Genomic DNA, 21,836 nt, shown 5'->3' on the forward strand with positions numbered 1-21,836 from the left:
ACCTGCGCGTTCGGGCGCATGGGCATACGTGCGCGACGTTGCGCAAAAGAGAGGGAATGTCAGGAGATGTCGGGCTTCGCTGTGGCTGTCAGCTCGCCGGACAGATGGCGCTGGACATGCGGCCGAGATCGACGTGCCGCCGACTCACCAAGGCAATTCCAGTTCCAGACATGACGGAAGCGTGTCATGGCAATCTGGACACAGTCCAGCTTCGTCCGCCATGCGGACACCCTTGTCTCGTTTGGCGAGACAGGGGTGTCGTCGATCACATGCGCCGTTCGTGCTCTTGTCCGCGCAGGTCAGACGCGGTATGCCCCCGGCCAGGGGCCCGGTGCGGCCACCTCCGGCTGCTCCTCGACCTTGGTGTCGAAGAGCTGGAAGCCCCGCCGGAGGTAGTTGTCCATCGCATGCTCCCCGTCCAGGCTGCACGTATGCAACCAGACCCGCTTGGTCGCGGCCAGCCCCGGCCAGCGGTCCGCGAGGTCCCAGGCGCGGGCGGCGCCGTACGACAGCAGGTGCCCGCCGATGCGCCGGCCGCGGAAGGCCGGGATCAGCCCGAAATAGACGATCTCCACGACCCCGTCGTCCTGCGGCTCCAGCTCCACGTAACCGGCGGGCGTGCCACGGTCGTGGGCGACCCAGGTCTCCACGCCCGGCCGCTGAAGGTGCTCCAGCCACCGCGCGTGGCTCCAGCCGAGCCGGTCGATCCAGCGGATGTCGCCGCCGACGGACGCGTACAGGAAACGGCTGAACTCGGGGGAGGGCACCTCGGAGCGCACGATCCGCACGTCCCCCTCGGGCGCGGCGGCCGGCAGGAGGTCGGTCGGGGCGGTCTGCTCCAGCGACCAGGTGGTCACGGGGATGTTCGTCATGCCCGCCAGAAAATCATTCGGCCAGGGATCTGTCGATCGAGCTCAGCGGCAGCGCGTACAGCATCCGCCCCGACTGGGACCAGACCTCGCCGGTCTCCTCCCAGAAGGACAGCGAGCCCGCCCGGCCGCCCCAGCAGTGGCGCGAGTCGTCCGAACCGCACTCGGTGGCCTTCCCCTCCTGCCGGTCCTGCCGCCAGAGGGTGCCCCGACCGTCTCGACTGTCGGACGGCCGGTCCAGATACCAGTCGGAGTCGTACGACAGGACGCCGACGATGCCGGTCGCTTTCGTCTCGTACGCCTCGCCGGCGACCGCCCGCCCCTCGGCGTCGGTGGCCAGCAGGCCGGCGCGGGCGGGATTGCTGCTGAAGCGGTAGCGCCACAACCGGGTCTGCCGGTCGCTGTTCGCGGGCACCGCCTCGCTCGCCACCAGGCTGTCGGGCGCGGTGCTGCGGTCGAGGGAGACGGCCGCCGGACGCGGGGTGCCCCGGCCGAGCGTGTACGAGCCCACGGCGGGGAGCACATAGCGGGCGCCGTGGGCCGACCAGCCGCCGCGGACCCTGCCCACCCGGTCGCTGTCCACGGAGGCCCGCTGGACGCGGCGCAGATCGTAGACGTACAGGCCCTCGGCGGTGGTGACCAGCAGCTTGTCCTGGTACCAGACCAGTCCCGAGACGGTGGAGGCCAGGCCCGTGTAGTTGCGGCCGCCGTCGGTCGGCACGGCCAGCAGCGCCCAGGTGTAGGTGAGGTGGTCCGGGTCGTCCGCGTTGACGAAGGCCACCCGGGCCAGGCCCGGCCTGCCCGTCCGGCCGGTGTCGTGGCTCCAGCCGGAGAGGATCACCCGGTCGTCGCCCCAGTGGCCGTCGTCGTCGGCGTCCCCGGAGGTCGTCACCGCGCCGGCCCGCCAGCCGCGGGTGTCGGCGGCATCCCAGCAGTACGCGCGCGTGGCCGCCGGTTCGACCGGCAGCGCCGAGCGGTCGGCGGTCGTGCAGTCGGCCGGGGTGCGCAGGGTGTGGTCGGTGTCCGCGAGGACGGCGCGCACCCCGACGGGTCTGCCCATCGCCGAGGCGAGCCGGTCCAGAGCGGCCCGCGGGACCAGGTGCTCCTGAAGCGGGAATCCGGAGGTCCCGGCCGTGTCGAGCGCCTTCAGGCCGCCCGGGTTCTCACTCACCGTGGCCTGCGAGGCGCTGATCATGGTGGCGGCCGCGGTGAGCGCGAGGGCGGTCCCGGCCAGGAAAGCGCGCAGCGCGCGGCCACGCTTCTGCCGACGGTGCCTGCCACGACTCTTCATAGGTCCTCCCGAGGCGAGCCAACTGCGGCCAATGGTCCGTGTGTTGACCAAAGGCGCAGGTGGGGTGGCCCGTAGAGGGATGCTACGGCAGTCAAGGGCGGCTCGGCACGAAGACCCTGCAAATATGCGGAAGATGGTGCGTCACGGTCACTCCGTGAGACCGGAACGACACATTCGGGGCATCCCGTCCGTCATCCGTGCGCCCACGACCGCGGGCGCCGTCGACTGCGGCAGCAGATCGCGCGGATCGTCCGGCAGCACCAGTTCCACCTCCGCGTCCTCCCCGAAGCGGTACGGCCGGTGCTCCAGCACACCGCCCAAGTAGCGCCGCACCCGGGACATCTCGGCGCGCACCGTCACCGTGCGCGCGGGGTCGCCGAACACCTCCTCGGCCAGCCCCGCGGCACTGTGCCCGCCCCGCCGCAGGGCCAGCAGGTACAGCAACTCGGCGTGCCGAGGACTCAGTTCACGGCTCCAGGAGCCGGCGCTCCCGGACACCGTCACCGACCAGCGGCGTGGCTGGGAGAAGTCCAGTACGACCCGGGTGGCCGTCCGTGGCTCCGGCTCGGCCGAGGCGCGCACCAACCAGCCCCCGGCCAGCGGCTCCACCGAGCACAGCCCGAGCGGCGGCAGCCACCGGCGGCCCGCCGACAGGGACTTGGGCAGGGCAATCCGACTGGTGTACGGCATCCCGGTGACCGCGGCCGTCCACCCGTCACGGTCCACCACGAGGGCCTGCCCGCTCAGCCGGGACAGCACCGGGGCCGCCGTGGCCCGCAGCCGCTCCAGCGACCCCAGATGCAGCTCGCGCAGCCGGGACTCGGCGAGCTTGGCCACCGAGTCGACCCAGGCGAGCGTCGCCGGGTGCATCGTCTCCAGCGGTCCGCTGACGTCCACCACGCCGAGCAGCCGGCCGTCGCGCGGATCGGTGATCGGGGCGCCGCTGCATGTCCAGCTGGTCTGCGAGCGCACGAAGTGCTCCGAGCCGAAGACCTGCACCGGCCGCCGTACCACCGCCGGGGTGCCGATGCCGTTGGTGCCGACGACGTCCTCCCGCCAGTCCGCGCCCAGCTCGAAGCCGAGCCCGTCGGCCCGGCGCAGCACCGCGGCGCTGCCCTCCCGCCACAGCACCCGGCCGTCCTGGTCGGCGACCACCATGATGTGGTGGGCGACGTCCGCCACCGACAGCAGGCCCTCCCGCAGCACCGGCAGGACATGCCGCAGTTCCGTGGTCTCCCGGCGCCTGCGCACCTCCTCGGGCGAGAGCAGGCCGGAGCGCCGGTCCCGGTCGGGATCGATGCCGCCGCGCAGCATGCGCTCCCAGGACTGTTCGATCACCGGGCGCGGGGCGACAGGCCCGCGCCCGCCGGCGAGCGTGGCGGAACGGACCTCGCTGAGTACCCGCGCCGCACGCGCCGTGTCGACCACGGCGAGCTGCGCCACGTCCGTCGGCGAGAGTGCCACTGGTCCTCCCGGGGGTCGTCTTGACTGTCCGTCTCATAGTGCCGGTCCCGGTTGACGGACGGACACAGTCCGGCCACAGACAGCAGCAAGTTGCAACCCCTTGCAACCCTGGTGAACGCTCCGAGCTTGTTTGAATATTGAGCGACGCCGTCCCGAGCGGCGTTCACGGCCTCGAACGGGCCAGTGCGGCGGGGGTGGTGCCGTGTCGGCGCAGCACCACCCCTGCCTTCGGCGATTTGGCCGGGTGCGCCATCCGGGGTGCGGCTTGGTGTGCGTCGGCGGGTGCCGGGCGGTTTGTGGCTGGTCGCGCAGTTCCCCGCGCCCCTTCAGGGCGGTTTGCCCTGGGTCAGTTGACGGGGCGGGCTCGGTTCACCACCGCAGCCAGGTCCAGGGTGTGGGGCAAGGTGCCGAACGTTGCGCCTCCGTCGGCTCCCAGGCGGGAGGCGCAGAAGGCGTCGGCGACTTCCGGTGGGGCGAAGCGGACCAGGAGGGAGCCCTGGAGGACCAGGGCGAGTCGCTCCGTCAGGCGGCGGGCACGGGCCTCGACGCCGTCCAGGTCGGCGAGTTCGGTCAGGAGGTCCTTGATCGCGCCGTCGAGGCGGTGGTCGCCGCCGCGGGCCTTGCCGACCTCCTGGAGGTAGGCGTTCAGGGCGTGCGGCTCGCGTCGCAGCACGCGCAGCACGTCCAGCGCCTGGATGTTTCCGGCGCCCTCCCAGACCGAGTTCAGCGGCGACTCGCGCACCAGCCGGGGCATCCCGGACTCCTCGACGTAACCGTTGCCGCCGAGGCACTCCGCGGCCTCCACGACGACCGGCGCGCACCGCTTGGTCACCCAGTACTTGGCGGCCGGTACGGCGATCCGCAGCAGCGCCCGCTCCTGCTCGCCGCCCTCGTCGCAGGCCGCCGCGAGCCTGAGCGCGAGGGTGGTCGCCGCCTCCGACTCCAGCGCCAGGTCGGCCAGCACGTTGCGCATCAGCGGCTGGTCGGCGAGCTTCGCGCCGAACGCCTCCCGGTGGGCGCAGTGGTGCACGGCCTGCGCGACCGCCTGCCGCATCAGGCCCGCCGAGCCCAGCACGCAGTCCAGCCGGGTCGCGGCCACCATGTCGATGATGGTGCGCACCCCGCGCCCCTCCTCACCGACCCGGCGCGCCCAGGTCCCGTCGAACTCGACCTCGCTCGAGGCGTTCGACCGGTTGCCGAGCTTGTCCTTGAGGCGCTGGATGAGGAAGACGTTGCGGGAACCGTCTTCCAGCACCCGGGGCACAAGGAAACAGGTCAACCCGCCGGGCGCCTGCGCGAGCACCAGGAACCCGTCGGACATGGGCGCCGAACAGAACCACTTGTGTCCGGTGAGCTCGTACTCGCCGTCCGCGGCGAGCGACCGGGCGGCGGTCGTGTTCGCCCGTACGTCACTGCCGCCCTGTTTCTCGGTCATGCCCATGCCGAACAGGGAGCCGGCCTTGAGCCGGGCCGGCCTGAGCTCACGGTCGTAGATCATCGACGTCAGCCGCGGCTCCCACTCCGCGGCGAGAGCGGGATCGGTGCGCAGGGCGGGGACGGCGGCGTGGGTCATCGACAGAGGGCAGAGGTTGCCGGCCTCCACCTGGGTCCACACCACGAACGCCGCCGCTCTGCGCACATGGCCGCCCGGCCGGGTCCAGGCGGCGGTCAGCCCGGCCGCGACGCCCTTGCCGAGCAGCCGGTGCCACGCAGGGTGGAAGTCGACCTCGTCGACCCGGTGTCCGTAGCGGTCGTGGGTACGCAGCCGGGGTGGGTTCTCGTTGGCCTGGGCGCCCCACTCCTGCAGCTGCGCCGACCCGGCGGACTGCCCGAGCGCCGACACCTCGGCGTGGACCTCGTCGAGCAGACCGGGGGCGAGGTGGCGCTCCACGGCCGCGGTCAGGGCATGGTCGGCGCCGTAGACGTCGTAGCCGGTCAGAGGCGGGGGCTGGTTGGTCACGGTGTGCGTGGTGCCTGCCATGCCGCGAAAGTACCCCGTACCGGCGCCGGTCAGCACACTTCAGTGCGCCGGGCGGTGCGTCACGCGAGCCGGGCCATCGCCGGCTCCCGCTCCAGCGCGTCCGACGGCCACCCCTCCCGGTACACCGTGTCCAGGTAGCGCTCGCCGAGGTCCGGGGCGATCGCCACCGCCGTGAGGCCCTTGTGGCCGTGTTCCGCCAGCCACTGGCCCGCGCCGCTGATCACCGTGCCCGTCGAGCCGCCGAACAGGAAGCCCCGGGCGGCGAGCCGCCGGCACGCCAGCACCGTGTCGCTCTCCTCCACCCGGACCAGGTCGTCGACGTACGACTCGTCGAGCAGCCGCGGCGGCACGCTCGTGCCCAGCCCGGGGATCATCCGGCGCCCGGGTGCCCCGCCGAAGCTCACCGAGCCCACGCTGTCGACGGCCACGATCCGCACCCGGTGCCGCCACTGCCAGAACCAGCGGGCGCAGCCCATCAGGGTCCCGGTCGTGCCGGCCCCGACGAACAGGACGTCCAGATGCGGGAAGCGGCGGCCGATGGCTGGCGCGGTCGTCCGGTAGTGCGCCTTCCAGTTTCCGTGGTTGGTGTACTGGTTGAGCCACACGTATCTGTCGTCGGACGCGCACAGCGCTCCCACGTACGCCATCCGGGCGCCCAGGAAACCCCCGCGCGGATCCGGCTCCTCGATCACGTGCACCTCGCTGCCCAGCGCCTCCATCAGCCGGATCGTCGGCTCGTTGCAGCGCGCGTCGGTGACGCACAGGAACCGGTGTCCACGGCTCGCCGCGATCACGCTGAGCGCGACGCCCAGGTTCCCGGACGACGACTCGACCAGCACCGATCCGGGCCGCAGCAGCCCGTCCCGCTCGGCGGCGTCCACCATCTCGGTGGCCGCCTTGATCTTGATGGAGCCGGCGAAGTTGAACCCCTCGCACTTCAGGTACAGCGGCAGCCCCAGAGCGGCCCGCAGGTCGACATAGAGCTCCTCCTCATTGAACTGAACAGGGTCGGAAATGACGGGCATGATGTCCCCTTCTCATGCGTCACGCAGCCGGGCCGGTCAGCCGTACCGGCGCAGCTCGTGGAAGAACCCCTCGACGACGTTGAGCCCGCCCCGACGGGCCACCTCGTCGTGGACGAACCTGCCGACCGCCAGGTCGAGCACCCCCAGTCCGAACGGCGAGAACACCACCGTCCGGTCGTCCGGGACGCTCGCCCGGCCGGTCAGCACGTCGTGGAGCGTGCCGTCCAGGAAGTCGCGGCCCCCGGTGAGCTGTTCGGCCAGGTGCGGCGAGGTCTGTGCCTTCAGGCAGTGCTCGACGTCGTCCACGTAGTTGGCCGAGTCCAGCAGGATCCTCGGGTCGAGGTCCCGCAACGACACGTGCAGCACCAGCGGACGGTGCGCGAACCACGATGGGTCGTGGACGTGCGGCTCGGCGGCGACCGTCGCGAAGACCAGCAGGTCCGAGGCGCGGACCAGGGACTCGGCGTCCTCGTGCACACCGATCCTCCCCTTCGCGCCCGTCCGCTCCAGATAGCCGCGGAACCCCGCCGCGCTGCGCGACGACACGTCGTACACACCCGTCTCCTCGAACTCCCAGCCGGTGGCGGTGAGATGGGTGTGGATGTAGCGCGCGATCAGGCCGGTTCCCACGAAGCCCACCCGCGTCGGCCGCGGTCGGCTCCGGCTCAGCCGGTCGGCCGCCAGCGCGGCCGAGGCGGCCGTGCGGGTGGCGCTGATGACCGAGCTCTCCAGACAGGCGAACGGGTAACCGGTTTCGGGATCGTTCAGGATCAGCACCGCCGAGGCGCGTGGCAGACCGGACCGCGTGTTGTCCGGGAAACTGGAGATCCATTTCAGTCCGTCCACCCGCAGCGGTCCGCCCAGCGAGGCGGGCAGCGCGATGATCCGGGACGCCGGACGGTCCGGGAAGCGCAGGAAGTACGACGGCGGGTTCACCGACTCGCCCGCCCCGTGCAGCAGGTACACGGCCTCGACGAGCTCGGCGATCTCGGACTCCCGCCCGTGCAGGGCCTGTTGGACCTGCTCACCGGAGATGACGGAGAACGACGGTGCGGCGGCGGCAGTCATAGGGTCCTCACCTCGAAAGCCGGCGCGCAGTCGGTCAGCCGTACGGGATCGCCGAGTGCGGCCAGCACCTCGCGCGGGCCCTCGAAGGGCTCCCGGCCGTGCGCGGTGCGGATGTTGTCGACGAGCAGTAGATCGCCGGACTGCCACGGCTCGCGCAGGGTGTGCGCCTCGTACACCTCGTTGATGGCGCGCACGACGCCCTCGTCGAGCGGATCGCCGTTGCCGTGGCGGGTGTTGAAGGGCAGTCCGTCGGGGCCGTACACGTCGGTCAGGTACTCGCGCACCTCGGGGTCCATGGTCCACTCGTTGAGGAAGGCGACCTGGTTGAACCAGCAGCGCCGGCCGTCGGCCGGGTGCCGGACCACCGCGGCGCGGTGCTGCCGGGTGCGCAGGGAGCCGTCCTCCTGCCAGGCGAACTCGATGGCGTGGGCGCGGCAGTGGCGTTCGACGGCGGCCCGCTCGTCGGTGCCGAAGGCCTCCTCGAGCGTGGCGCCGATCTCGTCGTTGTACGTCCGGGTCAGCAGCCAGCCCTCCCGCTCGAACCGGTCGGTCAGCTCCGCGGGCAGCGCCTGAAGCACGGACGGTCCGTCGGCGAGAGCGGTCGCCCCGCCCGACTCCGGCGCCTCCAGGCAGGCGAAGAGCAGCAGACCGGGGAACTCGAGGGAGTAGCTGAGCTCGTGGTGCATGCACATCTGCTGGTTGGGCGGCCACTTGGAGGAGGAGTACACGCCGTCCCCGTAGGAGCGGCGGGGCGCGAACGGCTCGCGGTCGGCCATCAGGGCGTCGGTGAGATGCCCGAACACCGCCCGGGCGGCGGCCGGTTCGGTCAGGCCGAGCCCGCGGACCATCAGGCTGCCGTGCTCGGCGACCGCGGCACGCAGCGCGTCACGGTGTTCGGCGGCCCAACTCGCCGCACCCGCTTCGGGCTTGGCGTGCAGGAGCGGTGGACGGCCGGGAGCTGTGTCGATGTCGGGCGAAAGAGCCGGGTACACGTGCGTCATTGCACCTGTTCCTTTCCGTGGCGCTGGTCCAGCAGGCCCGCCAGGTCCGCGAGGACCGGGTGGCGGGTGACGTCGTCGATGGTGACCGCCCGGTCCAGGGCGATCGCGAGCTTCACGGCGGACAGCGAGGTGCCGCCGCGGTCGAAGAAATGGTCCCGGCGGCCGATCCGGTCCGCGGAAATGCCGAGCACCTCGGCCCAGGCGGCGGCCATGCGCCGCTCCCCGGGGCTGTCCGGGCCGCCGGAGGCGTCACCGTCCGGCTGCCGGTCCGCGGAGGCTTCGCGGTCCAGTCGCCCGGCAAGACGGTCGAGGGCCTTGCGGTCGGTCTTGCCGTTGCCGGTCAGGGGCAGCCGCTCCCGCCAGTGCACGACCGCCGGCACCATGTACTCCGGCAGCGACTCGGCCAGCCGAGCCCGCACCCGGTCGGCGTCCACCGGCTCCGGCCCCGTGCAGAACGCCACCAGCCGCGCGCCCCCCACGACGACCACGGCGCCGTCGCGCACCCCGTCCACCCGCAGCAGCGCGTTCTCGATCTCGCCGATCTCCACCCGGAATCCGCGCACCTTGACCTGCCTGTCCCGGCGCCCGAGGAACTCCAGCTTCCCGTCCGGCCGCCAGCGCCCGTGATCCCCGCTGCGGTACAACCGTTCGCCGGGCCGGTACGGGTCGTCGGTGAAGGCCGCCTTGGTCCGCTCGGGGTCGTTGACGTACCCGCGGCCCACGCAGACCCCGGAGAAGACGATCTCGCCGGGCGCGCCCAGCGGCACGGGCACCAGGTCCCCGTCGACGACGTAGACGCGGACGTTCGCGATCGGCCGCCCGAGCGGCACCCGGGGCCCGTCCGGCGCCCGGTCCATCACCTCGTGGTTGGTGTCGTCCGAAGTCTCCGTCAGGCCATAGGCGTTGACCAGCCGGATGCCGGGCTCGACGGTGAACCAGCGTTCGACCAGCTCCCGCTTCACCGCCTCCCCGGTCACCGAAACACAGCGCAGGTCCGGCAGTTCGCGCGGCCGCTGTTCCAACTCGGCCAGTACCGCCTCCAGATACGACGGCACGAGCTGCAGCACGTTCACCCGGCCCCGCGCGATCGTGTCCACGAACCGCGGCACGTCGAGGATCGTCTCCTGCCCGACGATCAGGGTCCGCCCGCCGACCAGCAGCGCGGAGACCAGCTGCCACAGGGAGATGTCGAAGCACTGCGGCGCGGTCTGCGCGACCGTCCGCCCGGCGCCGACGCCCAGGTCGGCGATCTTCGCGAGGACGTGGTTGACGAACCCGGCGTGCTCGCACATCGCGCCCTTGGGCTCACCGGTGGAGCCCGACGTGAAGTAGATGTAGGCGAGCTGGCCGGCGGTGACGGGCAGGCCGAGATCGCGCTCGGCGTGCCCCTCGCCGTACGCCATGTCCACGAACAGCTTCCGGACGCGCCCGCCCACCCGGGTGTCGCTGCCGTGCTCGGTGAGGACCAGGGCGCACTCCGCCCGCTCCAGGGTCCGCGCGATCCGGTCTGCCGGGAAGTGCGGCTCGACGGGCAGATAGACACCACCCGCCTTCAGGACGCCGAGCACGGTCGCCGCCCAGTCCAGGTTCCGCTCCATCACCACGGCGACCACGCCCTCGTGCCGCAGCCCCCGGGCGAGCAGCGCCCGCGCTATGCGGTTGGCACGGGAGTTCAACTCGCCGTACGTCCACCGCCGGCCGTCCTGGACGACGGCCACCGCGTCCGGGTGCAGCGCCGCCCGCTCCTCGAACAGCTCGTGCACCCGCCGGTCCGGCAGCCGTCGGCGAGGACCCGCCAACTCGTCCAGCTGGAAGCGGAGTTCCTCCTCTGAGAGCAGGGTGGGCCGGTGCGGGTCGGTGAGCGCGGTGAGGTGGTATCCGGCGACACGGGCGGCGGCCGCGGCGTCGAGAATGTCGGTGCGGTAGCGCAGCCGCAGGGTGCGGCCTTCGAGACCGACCTGCACACCGGGATCGGCGAGGGCCGGTGCTCCGCGTTCGCCGGAGAGTTCGGCGAGCACCCTGAGGTGGGCGGCCGCGAGGGCCGACGGATCGCTCGGCACACTCTCCGGCAGTGCGATGTCGTACTCCGCGACGCCCGGTACCGGGTCGAGCGTCCAGCGCGGGATGATGTCCATGGATCTTGTTCCCCCTGTTTTCTTTTCTTGCCGTCCGGTCAGCCGTGCCGTGGCGCGACCGCCGGGTTTCCGCCCCACCGCGCCCCGGCCGGCATCTCCTCGCCCTTCATCAGGAAGGAGTCGGGCGCGAGGACGGCCCCGTCGCCCATGGACACGCCGTAGTGCACGAGCGCTCCGGTGCCGAGCGTGCAGCCGGCACCGATGGTGATGTGGTCGGACTTGAAGGTGCCGTCCTCCTGGGAGTGGGCCTGCACCTTGGTGTGCGCGGCGAGCGTGCAGTCGTCGCCGATCGCGGCGAGGCTGCGCTCGGTGATGTAGCAGCCGTCGTCGAAGACCCGCCGCCCGAGCCGGACCCCCAGCGCCCGCCAGACGAGGTTCTTGAACGGTGTCCCGTTGAAGACGACCAGATGGTTGTCGGGCACCTTCCACAGCCGCTCGTGCCACCAGAAGTACGGGTCGTAGATCGAGCACAGCTTCGGCGAGAGCGGCCGGAACCGGCCGATCAGCCGCTCCACGAGCACGTAGTAACCGGTACTGAAAGCGAGTCCGACGATCAGGGACGCACCGATCAGCAGGCCACCGGCCGTGCTGTGGGTGCCGTACAGGTCGAAGGCGGCGAAGCCGATCACCCCGAGCACGAACCAGTCCAGCCAGCGCAGAAACAGGAACAGGCCCATGGAACGGAGGTTGAACCGGTTCTTCAGGGCGAGCCCGCGGTGCAGTTCGGCCCCCTCGCGCAGATGGTCGAAGCGGCTGTCGCGCTCCACCGAGCGCGGGATCTCGAAACAGGGCGAGCCCAGCAGGCCCACGCCCTGACGGATCTCGCCGTCCAGCGGGACCATCACCTTGGTCGCCAGCAGACAGTTCTCGCCGGTGCGGCCGCCGCTGGGGTAGGCGATGTTGTTCCCGAGGAAGTTGTGCCCTCCGATCGTCGCGCGTGAGACACGGAACGACGTGCCGGAGAAGTCGGCGTTCACGATCGACAGCCCGTCGGCGACCATGGTGCCGCTGCCCACGGAGGCCAGGTACGGCGTCTCGTGCTGCACCTCCGTGCCGAAGTTGGAGCCGGTCTGCTCCACCCGCGAGAGGTCGTAACCGATGGCGCGCAGGTAGGGGACGATGTACGAGCTGTCGCCGCACAGCCACTTGAAGAACTTGATGTTGGTGACGCGGGCGATCGCACGCTGCACGGAGTAGTGGAAACCGTAGAGCGGATAGACCCGGTCCGGGCGCAGCAGCGGGCTCAGGGCTCGCGGCAGCAGGGACACGGCGGCGAGCCCGAGGACCAGGTAGCCGGCGTAGGCGGCGAGCGACAGGCCCAGTGCCTCGCCGTAGAAGCGCGCCGTGGTCAGGTCCTGGGAGCTGGGGTCGAGCAGGGCGCCCAGGGCGGGGACCACGGTCAGCAGCAGGTAGCTTCCGCCCACCGCCAGCGGGACGTAGAGCAGCAGCGTCCGCAGCAGGCCGGCCAGGGCGTAGACCGCGCGGCGCAGGGTGGAGCAGGGGGCCGGCGGGACGCGGACGTAGTCCACGTCGGTGGGCTGGGCGGGGGAGCCGTGCCATCGCTCGCCCGGCGGGACCGTCGCGCTGTCGTAGAGGGCGGAGGAGTGGCCGAGCTGGGCGCCGTCGCCCATCGTCGTGCCGATCTCCAGGACGGTCTTCTCGCCGACGTACACCTCGCTGCCGAGCGTCACCCGGCCGGTGCGGATGCGTCCGGCACGGGCCTGGTAACAGAGGTGGAAAGCGTCCTTACGGATCACCGAACCGGCGCCGACGGTCAGCAGGTCGGTGCAGACCGGCACCGAGTGGGAGAGGATCGTGACGCCCTTGCCGATCCTGGCGCCGAGGGCGCGCAGATAGAGGACGTACAGCGGGCTGCCGGTGAACAGGATCATCGGGCTGGCGTGCAGCAGCGCCTTCACCGTCCAGAAACGCACGTAGGCGAGGCTCCAGACCGGGAAATCGGTCTCCTTCCACCGCCCCACCAGCAGCCATTTCGCGGCCACCGGCAGCAGGCACGCCCCCGCGAACACCGCCGTGCCGAACACCAGCGAGCGGACATAGACGTCCACCACCCCGTCCACGGCGGAGATCCACTCGTAGCCCCGGCCCAGGACCACCCCGGCGAGCAGGCAGTACCCGGCGAAGAACAGGAACTGCAGGGTGCCGCACAGGAGGTAGCGCGGAGTGCTGCCGGGCAGGGCCGCCTCGGCCTCGGCGTCTGCCTCGGCGGGGGAGGGGGCGGCGGCGGGTGCGGGCACGGTGTCGAGGGCCGCCGCGAGCCTGCGGATCGTGGGATGGCCGTACACGTCCTTCATCGACACCGACGGCAGGTCCGGCCGTTTGCGGACCCTGGCGCAGAAGTGCGCCATGACCAGCGAGTTGGCTCCGAGATCGTCGAAGAAGTGACTGTCGACGGGGATGTGTTCCCTGCGCACGACACCCGCCAGCACCTCGGCCAGGACGTTTTCGGTGACGGTCTCGACTTTTCCCACCACGAGCGCTCCTTACGGTTTTACATGCCTTACGCCTTTTGCGGCTCGCTCGGTTCCCGTAGGAATGTCCCGGAGAGAAGTACGGTGTCGACCCGCCCGCCGTTCACGACAAGGCCCGAATTGGTGCGGAAGTGAAATGAGTGGTCAGGCGAAAGGAATGAGTTCTGTTCGTGACCACTGATGTCCCCCGTGTCGTGTGCGCCTGAGCCGTCCTCGGCATGCACAACGAATACGATCCGAATTGTTTCGGAAAGTTCATGCACGCATCAAGAGGATTCGGGTCATTGGCGATTTCCGGGCCTGGCGGAAAGGTCGATCAACGGGGCGACGTGTGCCGTTTACAGAAACGGCGGAATGATGGGGGAGCAATCCGGCCAACGCGGACATGACAGAAAAAGGAGGATCTGTCGACGATCCGTTTCCGCCGTGTTGCCGGTGCGAACCCCGGGGCCAGGGGATGAGTGGACCCGCGCACGGCGGATACCGTTAGGTCGTGCAGCCAGCAAGTGAACCTTCCGAGCGGCCCTCCGGCCGCCTCCACCGGGCGCGTGCCCTCTACCGGAACGTCTCCAAGCGCCGGACCGCCTGGCTGCTGCTCAAGGACACCGTCAACTCCTGCATGGAGTACCGCATCCTGGGCCTCGCGGCCGAGGCCGCGTTCTTCACGCTGCTGTCCGTGCCGCCGCTGCTGCTCAGCCTCATCGGTCTGCTCGGCTATGCCGACGCCTGGACCGGCACCGACACCATCAGCAGCCTCCAGAGCAACATCCTGGACGCCTCCCGCACCGTGCTCTCCGACAAGGGCGTCACCGAGATCGCCCAGCCGATCCTGCACGACGTGGTCAGGGGCGGCCGCCCCGACGTCATCTCGGTCGGTTTCCTCTTCGCCCTGTGGTCGGGATCGCGCGCGGTGAACGTGTTCATCGACACCATCACCGTGATGTACGGCCTCGACGGCGTGCGCGGCATCGTCAAGACCCGGGTGATGTCGTTCCTGCTGTTCATCGTGGGTCTGGTGATCGGCTCGATCGCGCTGCCGCTGATGGTGGCGGGGCCCGACGCCGTCGTACGCATCGTGCCCTGGTCGGAGACGCTGGTGCAGGTGCTGTACTGGCCCGTCGTCATCGTCCTGTCGATCGTTTTCCTCACCACGCTCTACCACGTGTCCGTGCCCGTGCGTTCCCCCTGGATCGAGGACGTGCCCGGCTCCCTGGTGGCCCTGGCCATGTGGGTGCTGGGCAGTTTCCTGCTGCGCATCTACATCACGCACACCATCGAGGGAGCCACCATCTACGGCTCCCTCGCCGCGTCCGTCGCCGTGCTGCTGTGGATCGGCGTGGGCGCCTTCGCGGTGCTCGTCGGGGCCGCGGTCAACGCGGCGATCGACCGGGTCTGGCCGGCCGCCGCGACGGCCGCGGCCCGCGCCGCCAACGAACGCCTGCGCGAGGCGCAGCTGGCCGAGCACGTGGCCCGTACCGCGGCGGGCCTGGAGAGCGATCCCGACGACCCGGACATGCCCTCGGAGTTCCCCGAGCGCTGGTCGCGCTTCCTGCCGCCGGAGGACGTCACCTCACGCCTGCGCACCCACGTCAAGAGCACCCATCCGCCGCACAAGCCCGAAGGGTCCTGACCGCTCACACCTTCCAGGTGCCCGCCGCCGCTGCCTCCCCGGCGAAGTCCGCGAAATCGCGCGGCTCCCGCCCCAGCACCCGCTGGACTCCGTCCGACAGATACGAGTTCCGCCCGTCCAGCAGCGACTCGAACAGTTCGACCAGGAACTCGACCTCCTCCGGCGGCACCCCGAACCCGGCCAGACGCGCGCCGTACTCCCGCGCCGGCACCGCCCGGTACGACAGCTCACGCCCCGCCGCCCGCGCGACCTCCGCGACCGCCTCCCCGAAGGTCAGCAGTCGCGGCCCGGAAACGGCCAGGGCCTGCCCCACATAGCGCTCACCCGCCGTCAGCGCCGCCACCACCACCTCCGCGACATCGCGCACGTCCACGAACGGCTCGCGCACCGCACCCCCCGGAAAGACCAGCTCCCCGCTCTGCCGCAGCCCCTCAACCAGCGGCCCCTCGCTGAAGTTCTGCGCGAACCAGGCGGCCCGTACGACCGTCCAGTCCGCCCCCGACTCCCGCAGCGCCTCCTCGGTGGGCCGCGCCCGCTCCTCGCCCCGCGCGGACAGCAGCACCAGCCTGCGCACACCGAGGCCGACCGCCTCGTGCGCGAACAGCCCGACGTGCCGCGCCGCCTCGGGCGAACCGACGTCGGCCGGACAGACGAGATACGCCGCGTCCGCGCCCCGCAGCGTGTCCGCCCACGTCGACCGCTCCGTCCAGTCGAACCCCTGCGCCCGTGTGGCCGCCCGCACGGTCAGCCCCGCGGCCAGCGCGGCCTCGGCCACGCGTCGTCCCGTACGACCGGAGGCACCGGTCACCACAACCGTCGTGTTCCGCGTGTTCTGTGTCATGGCAGCCAGTGAACTGCCCCACCCGACGAGCGACCATCGCTGAACGGCTCATTCCCATGTGCCCGCGTCTACGCTGACCGCATGGACGCTCTCGCCGGCCTGCTGGAAGGCCCACGCGCGCGTGGCGCCTTCATGATCCGTGCCTGTTTCGACCCGCCGTGGGCCGTGCGCGTCGAGGACCGCGCCCCGCTCACGGTGATGCTGATGGTCCGCGGCGACGCCTGGATCACACCCGAGGAAGGCGATCCCGTACGGCTGCGGGCGGGCGACCTCGCCATCGCCCGCGGACCGGACCCGTACACCTGCGGCGACGACCCCGCCACGGAGCCGCAGGCGCTGATCCTGCCGGGCGCCGAGTGCTTCTATCCCGACGGGCGGCCGCTGAACGGCTCGATGGACCTGGGCGTGCGCACCTGGGGCGACCGCCCCGACGGGTCGGCGGTGATGCTGATCGGGACGTATCTGATGCGCGGCGAGATCAGCGGGCGGCTGCTCGCCGCACTCCCGCCGCTGCTCTCGCTCACCGCCGACGTGTGGGAGTGCCCGCTGACGCCGCTGCTGATGCAGGAGGTCGTACGGGACGAGCCCGGGCAGGAGGTGGTCCTGGACCGCCTGCTCGACCTGCTGGTCATCGCCGCGCTCCGCGCGTGGTTCTCCCGGCCGGACGCCCAGGCCCCCGCCTGGTACCGGGCGCTGGCGGATCCGGTGGTCGGGCGGGTGCTGCGACTCGTGCAGGACGATCCCGCCCATCCGTGGACGGTGGCGTCGCTGGCGGCGAAGGCCGGGGTGTCGCGGGCGTGGCTCGCCCGGCGGTTCAGCGAGCTGGTGGGGGAGCCGGTGATGGCCTACCTCACGGGGTGGCGGCTCGCCCTGGCGGCGGACGCGCTGCGCGACGGCGACGGGACGCTGGAGGCGATCGCCCGGCGGGTGGGCTACGGCAGCGCGTTCGCCCTGTCCAGTGCGTTCAAGAGGGTTTACGGGGTGAGCCCGGCGGAGTTCCGGCAAAGGGTTTCCCCTTAGAGGCGCGGATCGCGGGCGCGTAGGCTGATCCTCGTGTACCGGGAGAGGGCGTCTTCGCTCAGTGGGGCGGTTCTCTGGACGAATACCCCGTCCGAGGCCGGCGTGGGACGCGTGCTGCCCGACGGATGCATGGATCTGCTCTGGCACGAGGGACGGCTATGGGTCGCCGGACCGGATACCCGCGCCTATGTCGCCGAGGGCTCCGCCGGAATATGGGCGGGAATCCGCTTTTACCCCGGCACCGCACCCGCTCTACTCGGCGTACCCGCGCATGAATTGCGCGACCGGCGCGTTGAACTCGCCGATATGCGCCCCCTTTCCGAGGTTCGTCGGCTCACCGCCCTGGTCAATGCGGCCGGTGATCCCGAAATCGGTCTCGAAAAACTCGCCCTGCGTATGGCGGCGGACAAAGAACCGCCCGATCCGCTGCTACGGCACTTCGTCATCGCCCTCGACGCGGGACGGCCCGTAGCTGCCGTCGCCGATGAACTCGGCTTCGGTGTACGGCAGTTGCATCGACGGGCGCTGACCGCCTTCGGATACGGACCCAAGACCCTCGGGCGGGTGCTGCGTCTACAGCGGGCCCTGAAGCTCGCCCGGCGAGGCGTGCCGTTCGCGGAGACGGCCGCACTCGCCGGGTTCGCGGACCAGGCCCATCTGGCACGGGACGTACGGGAGTTGGCGGGGCTGCCGCTCGGTGAGCTACTGGGGTAGCTGGGCGAACAGGTCGACGCCGTTGCCGTCCGGGTCGTGGACGACCGCGTACCGCATGCCCCAGAACGCGTTCCACGGCTTGAGTTCGCCGTGGTGGCCCGCGCCGACGAGGTCCTCGTACACGGCGTCCACCTCGGCCGGTGACCCGCACCGGAAGGCGAGCGAGATCCGGCCGCCGCCGCTGGGCGGCCGCCATCCGGAGTGGAAGGAGCGGATGGTCTCCTCGGTGTCCAGGGCGAGGGTCAGACCACCGGGCAGCTCGGCCTCGACATGGGGCTGCTCCTCGGCACCCTCCGGGAAGACGAGGCCGAGGCGACGGTAGAAGGCGAGCGAGGCCGCCATGTCGGAGGCGACCACGCCGATCACGGCGAAATGTGGAGTCATGGGGCCACCGTAGGCAGGGGGGACGCCGATGGTCTTGAAGGAATCGGACATGGTGGGTGGGCCGGTGGTCGGGGTTGCTGGCTCCCGGCTGCCGGCTCGCGGTTCACGCGAACGTGACCGGGCCGAGGGGCGTGTCCACCGTGAAGGTGATGCCCAACGGGCCACGCCTCAGGGTGAGTTCGGTGTTCAGCGCGGAGAGCAGCGGGCGGATCTCGTCCGGGTCGGGGGCGCTGGCGGACAGCTCCAGCAGGGGAGTGGTGGGCAGATCCGTGGCGGTCGGGTGGACGGACGACCCCCAGTCGATCAGGAACGGCACCAGACCTGAGGGGTGCTGAGTGTCGCCGTCGGTCAGGCGCCACCGCAACAGGGTGCCGTCGGGGCGGCGACGGCTCATCGGGCGGATGTCACCGGGGTCGTAGCCCCGGGCCCGGGCCGCGGCCACAGCCGCGTCCAGGTCGGGCGGGCTGATGGCCCAGGTCACCGTCCGGGCCGAGGCCAGCTCGTCGACCGCGAACGGGCGGGGACCGTCCGCCCGCGTCTGCTCGGGATCAGGCCCGATGATCTCCAGATAGCGCGAACCACCCAGCGAGACAAGGTGGTTGCGGGTGCCCAGGCCGACGTGCGCACCGCCGGGTGCGGGCTCCACACCGGTGCGCTCGGTGAAGTCGGCGACGGTCGCCGCCAGATCGGGGGTCGCGAGGACGAGGTGGTCCAGATGTGCGGGGATGGCGTTCATCGCAGCCGACACTACGCAGCACCGGCTCCGCCGTGGAACACCTGTGCGGCAGGATGGGGGGCATGATCCGTGCCTGGCGCACCGTGCGCGTCCTGCCGCCGCTGCTGTTGTTGCCCGCGCTGCTGCTGACCGGCTGCGGCACCGAGAAGGCGTCGGAGAAGGTGTCGGCCGGCACAGGACCCGGCGGCGGCACCTCGACCGCAGCCGCCGACCCGGCCGAACTCGCCTCGCGCGCCAAGGCGTTGGGCATCGCCCCGGAACTCGTCTACGTCACCGAGTCCCCCGGCTACACCCTCGCCCGGCAGTCCGTGGGCGTGTCCGGCGACGACGGCTTCTCGGCCGCCTACTGGTCGCAGCGGGCGGGCACCCAGATCGAACTCCGCGTCGACCGGATCACGTTCACCGCCGGCACCTGTGCCCAGCAGCCGGTCGGCGGCAGTGGGGCGTCCGACGGCCGCACGAAGTGCACGCGCGACGGCGACGACTGGTACCGCACCGCCGGGACCTGGCACGGGTACGCGGTGCCGAAGCAGGGTTACACCATCCTGCTCAGCGGCTCCGGCGTACCGCGGGAGACCCTGCGCAAGGCCGCCCTCGCCGTCCACCGGCCCTCCGCCGCCGAACTCGACGGTCTGCTGCCGCCCGCCCCCGCACCCGGGGCGACCTCCTCCCAGCCGGTCAGACGTGGCGACCTGCCGCCGAACGGCGACGGAGCACCGGACAACAGCGTTCCCTGCGAAGGCTGTTGATCAGTCGTCGTAGGTGAGGTTGCCGTCCTCGTCCATCGTCGGATGCATCTTCATGGGGCCGTACTCGTCCACATCCGAAGGGCGCGGCGGCTCCGGGCCGTCCGGTCCCATCCGCAGCAGGCGCTCGATGCGGCAGATCCTGAACAGCCGGTCGTCGACGACGAACTCGTCGGCGCGGCCGAGGGCCCGGAACTCCTCGGCCGCCTCGGCGTATCGGGCCTTCTTGGCCTCGTCGAACCCGAACAGCAGCGCCCAGGTCTCGGCCATGCCGTCGTAGAGCATCCGCCGGGCGGCGTGCGGGGTGGTCAGGAGCGTGCCGCGCGGCTGCCAGCCGCCGTCGGCGTCCCGCTCGACCACACCGAAGCCCGTCGGCAGCAGCACCAGGTCGGGGTGGGTGGTCACGGACCGCTCGGAGTCAGTGATCACCTCGCCGGGGAAGCGGTCGCCGGCGTAGACGAAGTTCCGCAGCCCCAGCCGCAACGCACCGGCGGCCGGGCCGTCGGCGCTCTCCGGATCGAGCACGAACCCGACCTCCCGCGACGAGGTGTCCCGCCCCTCACGCCCCCAGGACCGCTGAAGCGGCTCGCGGTCGGTGGGCCGTGGCGGTTCCAGCCCGTCGTCACCGGCCCGGGTGAACTCGTCCCCGCGCACCACGCGGTAGCGCACCCCGCACACCTCGATCTCGTTCACCGACTCCTGTGTCAACACGTCGACAGCGGCCAGCAGTTCACGGCGCTCGACGCGGTCGTCGGTTTCGTCCTTGGCGCGGAAGAAGAGATACGACTGCAGCCCGTCCCGCGCCACCTGCGGCATCCCGTCCACCACCGGCTTCAGCACCCGCCACTCGGGTCCGGCCGCCGGATCCCGCACCGCCACCCCGAACACCGGTCCGCGCAGGGCGAAGTGCGGATACCGCAGCGAGGCCTCCATCGCGTCGTGCTCCCGCACCCAGGCCGCGGGGTCGTCACGACGGACCAGTTCGTCGTGGAGCGCGTCGATCTGTTGCCGCCAGTCGTCATTCATGCACGCATTGTCGCGGGGGCGGGTCCCGGCCGGAGGACGAAACGGCCCAACTAGTCGCTTTGTTGCGCCGGTTCTCCGGTCCTGCAGGAGAATTGCGCGTCGATCTGCGCGGCGGTGCGCGGGCCGCCGGTCGTCCAGTACTGGCCGGCGGTGAGATGAGCGGCCCTGACCTTGCGGAGATCGAACACGTCTCCGGTACCGTCGTCGCCGCCGGCGTAGGTGACGGAGACGTCGAGGTACCTGGGTAGTTTCCCGGGCTGCTTCTGCGCCCCGGGCTTCAGGAAGTCGTCGGCGCTCCAGAGAGTGAAGGAGCCGCGCCGCCCCTCCTCGGTCCTCGGGACGCGCGCCCGCCAGAGCAGCTTCTCCGAGTCACTGTCGTACACCTCGGCCGTCCCCACCCTGTCGGTGGGGCAGGTCGGGGCCTTGACCGAGACGCGGGAGCCGTCGATGCGCATGCCGACGAGGAAGGACGTCGCCGGATCGGACATGCTGTAAACGCCGAACACCCAGGTACCGCAGGCCACCAGGACGGCCAGCCCTACGGCCGACCACATCAGCGCATAGGGCCACACGGGCTGTCTTCGGTACTCGCTCACCGACATGGGAACCCCCAGTTGTCATGGCACCAGTCCACCGCACAACCCCCCCGTGGCTAGGCTCGGATGCCATGATCCCCCGACTCCTCGTGTACACCCGCACCACCGCCTACCGCCACGACTCCATCCCGGCCGCCGTCGCCGCCGTACGCACGCTCGGGGACTTCGACGTCGACCACGGCGAGGACCCGGCGGCCCTCGAGGCGCCCCTGGACCGGTACGCGGCCGTCGTCTTCCTCTCCACCAGCGGTGAGGTGCTCACCCCCGCGGGACGTGAGCGGCTCGCGGGGTATGTGGAGGCGGGCGGCGGATTCGTCGGGGTGCACGCCGCGGCCTGCACGGAGTTCGAATGGCCCTACTACGGCGAGCTGTTGGGCGCCCGGTTCGACCGGCACCCGGAGTACCAGCCGGGGAAGGCCGTCGTCGAGGACCGCGATCATCCCGCGACCCGACACCTCCCGGCCGTATGGGAGTTCACCGACGAGTGGTACGACTTCCGCTCCAGCCCCCGCGGTTCGGCGCGCATCCTCGTCGGCGCCGACGAGTCGTCGTACCGCGGCGGCGGCATGGGCGACGACCATCCGCTGGTCTGGTGCCGTGAGCAGGGCGCCGGGCGGGTCTTCTACACGGCACTGGGGCATGCCGCGGAGGCGTACGACGACACCGGTTTCCGCGCCCATCTGCTGGGCGGCATCGAGTGGGCGGCGCGGCGGGCCTAGGCACTGTTTCTCGGATCTCCCTTCGCGGGGTGGTGTGTTGGGGGCAGGCTGGCTCCATGGGACGTGGAGACCTGACGAATGCGGAGTGGGATCGGCTG

At 71.3% G+C, this 21,836-nt stretch carries 20 protein-coding genes; 5 read left to right on the plus strand and 15 right to left on the minus strand.

Features of this window, described 5'->3' with window-relative positions; all coding sequences use genetic code 11:
- Positions 1–88: 88 nt before the first annotated feature.
- The 10 genes from ABZZ74_RS05665 to ABZZ74_RS05710 all read right to left on the minus strand — a co-directional run bounded on the left by ABZZ74_RS05665 (position 89) and on the right by ABZZ74_RS05710 (position 13,326).
- Complete coding sequence (locus tag ABZZ74_RS05665) at positions 89–172, minus strand: putative leader peptide (protein WP_309486338.1); 84 nt, start codon at positions 170–172, stop codon at positions 89–91.
- 127 nt (positions 173–299) lie between these two features.
- The gene (locus ABZZ74_RS05670) at positions 300–872 is read right to left on the minus strand and encodes a GNAT family N-acetyltransferase (RefSeq protein WP_356762038.1); all 573 of its coding nucleotides are present in this window, start codon (positions 870–872) and stop codon (positions 300–302) included.
- Between the two features lie 13 nt (positions 873–885).
- Positions 886–2,160, minus strand: a complete 1,275-nt coding sequence (locus ABZZ74_RS05675) for a hypothetical protein (RefSeq protein ID WP_356762039.1) — start codon at positions 2,158–2,160, stop codon at positions 886–888.
- Positions 2,161–2,307: 147 nt separating this feature from the next.
- The gene (locus tag ABZZ74_RS05680) at positions 2,308–3,624 is read right to left on the minus strand and encodes a GAF domain-containing protein (RefSeq protein WP_356762040.1); all 1,317 of its coding nucleotides are present in this window, start codon (positions 3,622–3,624) and stop codon (positions 2,308–2,310) included.
- A gap of 346 nt (positions 3,625–3,970) precedes the next feature.
- A complete protein-coding gene (locus ABZZ74_RS05685) occupies positions 3,971–5,605 on the minus strand; it encodes an acyl-CoA dehydrogenase family protein (RefSeq protein ID WP_356762041.1) in 1,635 nt (544 codons plus the stop codon).
- A gap of 59 nt (positions 5,606–5,664) precedes the next feature.
- Positions 5,665–6,630, minus strand: a complete 966-nt coding sequence (sbnA, locus tag ABZZ74_RS05690; protein ID WP_356762042.1) for a 2,3-diaminopropionate biosynthesis protein SbnA — start codon at positions 6,628–6,630, stop codon at positions 5,665–5,667.
- A 36-nt stretch (positions 6,631–6,666) separates the two neighbouring features.
- Positions 6,667–7,698: a 2,3-diaminopropionate biosynthesis protein SbnB gene (gene sbnB / locus ABZZ74_RS05695; RefSeq protein WP_356762043.1), complete on the minus strand. Its 1,032-nt coding sequence runs from the start codon at positions 7,696–7,698 to the stop codon at positions 6,667–6,669.
- On the minus strand, positions 7,695–8,699 hold the full coding sequence (locus ABZZ74_RS05700; RefSeq protein ID WP_356762044.1) for a TauD/TfdA family dioxygenase: 1,005 nt from the start codon (positions 8,697–8,699) through the stop codon (positions 7,695–7,697). The genes sbnB and ABZZ74_RS05700 overlap by 4 nt, the downstream gene beginning before the upstream one ends.
- Positions 8,696–10,834: a non-ribosomal peptide synthetase gene (locus ABZZ74_RS05705; RefSeq protein WP_356762045.1), complete on the minus strand. Its 2,139-nt coding sequence runs from the start codon at positions 10,832–10,834 to the stop codon at positions 8,696–8,698. The genes ABZZ74_RS05700 and ABZZ74_RS05705 overlap by 4 nt, the downstream gene beginning before the upstream one ends.
- Before the next feature lie 38 nt (positions 10,835–10,872).
- Entirely contained in the window at positions 10,873–13,326 is a 2,454-nt protein-coding gene (locus ABZZ74_RS05710; protein WP_356762065.1) for a Pls/PosA family non-ribosomal peptide synthetase, read from the minus strand.
- Between the two features lie 493 nt (positions 13,327–13,819).
- Between ABZZ74_RS05710 and ABZZ74_RS05715 the strand changes: the two genes are divergently transcribed.
- Positions 13,820–14,956, plus strand: coding sequence for a YihY/virulence factor BrkB family protein (locus tag ABZZ74_RS05715; protein WP_356762046.1), 1,137 nt, complete (start codon positions 13,820–13,822; stop codon positions 14,954–14,956).
- 4 nt (positions 14,957–14,960) lie between these two features.
- Here the strand turns inward: ABZZ74_RS05715 and ABZZ74_RS05720 are convergent, their stop codons facing one another.
- Positions 14,961–15,797 (minus strand): NmrA family NAD(P)-binding protein, encoded by an 837-nt coding sequence (locus ABZZ74_RS05720; RefSeq protein WP_356762047.1) that lies wholly within the window; start codon positions 15,795–15,797, stop codon positions 14,961–14,963.
- A gap of 81 nt (positions 15,798–15,878) precedes the next feature.
- Between ABZZ74_RS05720 and ABZZ74_RS05725 the strand changes: the two genes are divergently transcribed.
- Together ABZZ74_RS05725 and ABZZ74_RS05730 are read left to right on the plus strand one after the other, a co-directional pair.
- Positions 15,879–16,817 (plus strand): AraC family transcriptional regulator, encoded by a 939-nt coding sequence (locus ABZZ74_RS05725; RefSeq protein WP_356762048.1) that lies wholly within the window; start codon positions 15,879–15,881, stop codon positions 16,815–16,817.
- 33 nt (positions 16,818–16,850) lie between these two features.
- Entirely contained in the window at positions 16,851–17,531 is a 681-nt protein-coding gene (locus tag ABZZ74_RS05730) for a DUF6597 domain-containing transcriptional factor (RefSeq protein WP_356762049.1), read from the plus strand.
- Here the strand turns inward: ABZZ74_RS05730 and ABZZ74_RS05735 are convergent.
- Both ABZZ74_RS05735 and ABZZ74_RS05740 read right to left on the minus strand, forming a co-directional pair.
- The gene (locus tag ABZZ74_RS05735; protein ID WP_356762050.1) at positions 17,520–17,915 is read right to left on the minus strand and encodes a VOC family protein; all 396 of its coding nucleotides are present in this window, start codon (positions 17,913–17,915) and stop codon (positions 17,520–17,522) included. The genes ABZZ74_RS05730 and ABZZ74_RS05735 overlap by 12 nt on opposite strands.
- A gap of 103 nt (positions 17,916–18,018) precedes the next feature.
- Positions 18,019–18,651 carry a VOC family protein gene (locus ABZZ74_RS05740; protein ID WP_356762051.1) on the minus strand — a complete coding sequence of 211 codons (633 nt, stop codon included), beginning with the start codon at positions 18,649–18,651 and terminating at the stop codon, positions 18,019–18,021.
- Between the two features lie 62 nt (positions 18,652–18,713).
- Here ABZZ74_RS05740 and ABZZ74_RS05745 point away from each other — a divergent pair, with 62 nt between their 5' ends.
- Positions 18,714–19,400, plus strand: a complete 687-nt coding sequence (locus ABZZ74_RS05745; RefSeq protein ID WP_356762052.1) for a hypothetical protein — start codon at positions 18,714–18,716, stop codon at positions 19,398–19,400.
- Here the strand turns inward: ABZZ74_RS05745 and ABZZ74_RS05750 are convergent, their stop codons facing one another.
- Positions 19,401–20,423 carry a DUF5954 family protein gene (locus tag ABZZ74_RS05750; protein ID WP_356762053.1) on the minus strand — a complete coding sequence of 341 codons (1,023 nt, stop codon included), beginning with the start codon at positions 20,421–20,423 and terminating at the stop codon, positions 19,401–19,403.
- A gap of 50 nt (positions 20,424–20,473) precedes the next feature.
- Entirely contained in the window at positions 20,474–21,025 is a 552-nt protein-coding gene (locus ABZZ74_RS05755) for a hypothetical protein (RefSeq protein WP_356762054.1), read from the minus strand.
- Between the two features lie 65 nt (positions 21,026–21,090).
- On the opposite strand from ABZZ74_RS05755, the gene ABZZ74_RS05760 reads away from it, so the two are divergent.
- Positions 21,091–21,738 (plus strand): ThuA domain-containing protein, encoded by a 648-nt coding sequence (locus ABZZ74_RS05760; RefSeq protein ID WP_356762055.1) that lies wholly within the window; start codon positions 21,091–21,093, stop codon positions 21,736–21,738.
- Positions 21,739–21,836 lie beyond the last annotated feature (98 nt).

Origin of the sequence: Streptomyces sp. NPDC006476 (assembly GCF_040612015.1) — a bacterium.
Classification (GTDB): Bacteria; Actinomycetota; Actinomycetes; order Streptomycetales; family Streptomycetaceae; genus Streptomyces; species Streptomyces griseorubiginosus_B.

What these genes read in the sequence shown, in the direction of transcription:
- ABZZ74_RS05665 (WP_309486338.1), bottom strand. Translation starts at nt 172, where the DNA reads ATGTCTGGAACTGGAATTGCCTTGGTGAGTCGGCGGCACGTCGATCTC.
- ABZZ74_RS05670 (WP_356762038.1), bottom strand. Translation starts at nt 872, where the DNA reads ATGACGAACATCCCCGTGACCACCTGGTCGCTGGAGCAGACCGCCCCG.
- ABZZ74_RS05675 (WP_356762039.1), bottom strand. Translation starts at nt 2,160, where the DNA reads ATGAAGAGTCGTGGCAGGCACCGTCGGCAGAAGCGTGGCCGCGCGCTG.
- ABZZ74_RS05685 (WP_356762041.1), bottom strand. Translation starts at nt 5,605, where the DNA reads ATGGCAGGCACCACGCACACCGTGACCAACCAGCCCCCGCCTCTGACC.
- sbnA (WP_356762042.1), bottom strand. Translation starts at nt 6,630, where the DNA reads ATGCCCGTCATTTCCGACCCTGTTCAGTTCAATGAGGAGGAGCTCTAT.
- sbnB (WP_356762043.1), bottom strand. Translation starts at nt 7,698, where the DNA reads ATGACTGCCGCCGCCGCACCGTCGTTCTCCGTCATCTCCGGTGAGCAG.
- ABZZ74_RS05700 (WP_356762044.1), bottom strand. Translation starts at nt 8,699, where the DNA reads ATGACGCACGTGTACCCGGCTCTTTCGCCCGACATCGACACAGCTCCC.
- ABZZ74_RS05705 (WP_356762045.1), bottom strand. Translation starts at nt 10,834, where the DNA reads ATGGACATCATCCCGCGCTGGACGCTCGACCCGGTACCGGGCGTCGCG.
- ABZZ74_RS05720 (WP_356762047.1), bottom strand. Translation starts at nt 15,797, where the DNA reads ATGACACAGAACACGCGGAACACGACGGTTGTGGTGACCGGTGCCTCC.
- ABZZ74_RS05725 (WP_356762048.1), top strand. Translation starts at nt 15,879, where the DNA reads ATGGACGCTCTCGCCGGCCTGCTGGAAGGCCCACGCGCGCGTGGCGCC.
- ABZZ74_RS05735 (WP_356762050.1), bottom strand. Translation starts at nt 17,915, where the DNA reads ATGACTCCACATTTCGCCGTGATCGGCGTGGTCGCCTCCGACATGGCG.
- ABZZ74_RS05740 (WP_356762051.1), bottom strand. Translation starts at nt 18,651, where the DNA reads ATGAACGCCATCCCCGCACATCTGGACCACCTCGTCCTCGCGACCCCC.
- ABZZ74_RS05745 (WP_356762052.1), top strand. Translation starts at nt 18,714, where the DNA reads ATGATCCGTGCCTGGCGCACCGTGCGCGTCCTGCCGCCGCTGCTGTTG.
- ABZZ74_RS05750 (WP_356762053.1), bottom strand. Translation starts at nt 20,423, where the DNA reads ATGAATGACGACTGGCGGCAACAGATCGACGCGCTCCACGACGAACTG.
- ABZZ74_RS05755 (WP_356762054.1), bottom strand. Translation starts at nt 21,025, where the DNA reads ATGTCGGTGAGCGAGTACCGAAGACAGCCCGTGTGGCCCTATGCGCTG.
- ABZZ74_RS05760 (WP_356762055.1), top strand. Translation starts at nt 21,091, where the DNA reads ATGATCCCCCGACTCCTCGTGTACACCCGCACCACCGCCTACCGCCAC.